Genomic DNA, 1,810 nt, shown 5'->3' on the forward strand with positions numbered 1-1,810 from the left:
TGTTTTTAAGCGATGGTTATATTGCTAACGGTGCCGAACCATGGAAGTTTCCTAAAAGCGAAGACCTGCCCGAAATAAAAGTAACTTTTGCATCGGCAGAGAATATGGCCGATGGGAAATTTATGCCTTACCAGCGTGACGAAAAATTAGCAAGGCCATGGGCAATACCCGGCACTGCAGGTTTAGAACATCGTGTGGGTGGTTTGGAAAAGCAGGACATTACCGGTAACATCAGTTACGATTCGGAAAATCATGAGCACATGGTAAAAACAAGGCAGGCTAAAGTTGATTTAATTGCTAATTATATTCCAGAACAAACATTAGATAGTGGTCCTGCTAAAGGAAAAGTATTGGTATTGGGCTGGGGCAGTACTTACGGCTCCATAAAAAGTGCCTGTGCAGTATTACAAAAAGAAGGCCTTGCAGTAAGCCATGCCCACCTGCGTTACATTCGCCCCTTCCCTAAAAACTTAGGCAATATTTTAAAAAACTTCGACACTGTTTTAATTCCTGAAATTAATAATGGCCAGTTGATAAAAATTATACGTGATGTTTATTTTGTAGATGCCAAAGGCTATAATAAAATTATGGGCGTGCCAATTACTAAAGGAGAATTGGTGGAGGCGATAAGGAAGTTGTTGTAAGAAAGTATAAAAATAAATTTTCAAAAAAAATCCCAAATTAATGTTGGGATTTTTTGTTTTACTGACTATGTGTATCTATATACTTATGTGGTTAATTTTCACACCAAGACCAATAGTAAATTAAATACTTTTTTGTTGTTGGAAAAAAAATGGCACTGATATTGCAGGAATAAAATTCTTAAACCCAATTATCCAATGCAACTGACTATTAAAAATTACAGGCCAGTATTCATTTTTATTTTTACTGCAATCATTTTTATTTCCTGTACAAAACAAGAAGCACCTGTTCCCATTCCCGGGCCGGAAATTAAATTATCTTCCATCAGTTTTAAACAAGATTCTATAGCTGTAAACCTTTCAGTAACAACAGCAAGAAAAGAAAATGTAGGTGCATTATTTACTACCTCTGTTGAAGGAAAATTACCGGACAGCATTGTGCGAAAAAATAATTTAATTATAAGAGTTACCGGCGATAGCGCAAGAAAATATCTTAACACAGAAATATTTGCAAGCTATACCGATGCTGCCGGTGTTACCTACGCAAATGTAATTAACGATACTGCAAACAAAGTAACCGTAACAAAACTCCAAAAAATAAAACAGGGCATTGTGGAAGGGAGTTTTACGATAAGGGTTAGTAATTCTACTAAAACAAAAATATTATTACTTACAGAGGGAAAATTTTCCACTTCTTTTTTTGAATAAAATTTGTTTTGGCAAAATTTTTGTTAATACAATTATCGCTGAATAACCCTTACTAATTCAAATTATTTCAAAACACTGTAGCGATTTTTTTCCTTTTAAATAATTTAAGTAAAAATATTTTTGCAAGATTGGTAAGATATTTTCTGTAATTTTTTATTGTTGTTAAACCTTTATCCTTTATGAAAGAAACGCTGCTCTCCAAAGCAACTGCAGAAAAACTACAGCCTTTTTCTGACCCCAATAATTTGCACAGCCCTTTAGCCGAAGGTTTACAGGAATATACCGGTACTTGGGAAACGCCGCAAATTGTTCATCTTTTAAAAAGAACATTGTTTGGCGCAAAACTGCAGGATATACAATATTTTAAAACTAGAACTGTACAACAATCTGTTGACGAATTATTGCAGCCCACTGCTCCGCCTTCAACTGTTCCCTTAAATAATTACAGTGTAAATGGTTAT

2 protein-coding genes and 1 pseudogene are annotated in these 1,810 nt (G+C 34.6%); all 3 read left to right on the forward strand.

What is annotated here, in order from left to right; all coding sequences use genetic code 11:
- Positions 1–644: pseudogene (locus tag ACY65O_RS19820) on the forward strand (2-oxoacid:acceptor oxidoreductase subunit alpha); the annotation flags it as partial.
- Positions 645–839: 195 nt separating this feature from the next.
- Complete coding sequence (locus tag ACY65O_RS19825) at positions 840–1,349, forward strand: hypothetical protein (RefSeq protein ID WP_462222591.1); 510 nt, start codon at positions 840–842, stop codon at positions 1,347–1,349.
- Positions 1,350–1,528: 179 nt separating this feature from the next.
- Positions 1,529–1,810: hypothetical protein (locus tag ACY65O_RS19830; RefSeq protein ID WP_462222592.1), on the forward strand; the 282-nt coding region annotated here is incomplete at its 3' end.

The organism is Ferruginibacter sp. (genome assembly GCF_031430955.1).
Classification (GTDB): Bacteria; Bacteroidota; Bacteroidia; order Chitinophagales; family Chitinophagaceae; genus Ferruginibacter.

What these genes read in the sequence shown, in the direction of transcription:
- ACY65O_RS19825 (WP_462222591.1), top strand. Translation starts at nt 840, where the DNA reads ATGCAACTGACTATTAAAAATTACAGGCCAGTATTCATTTTTATTTTT.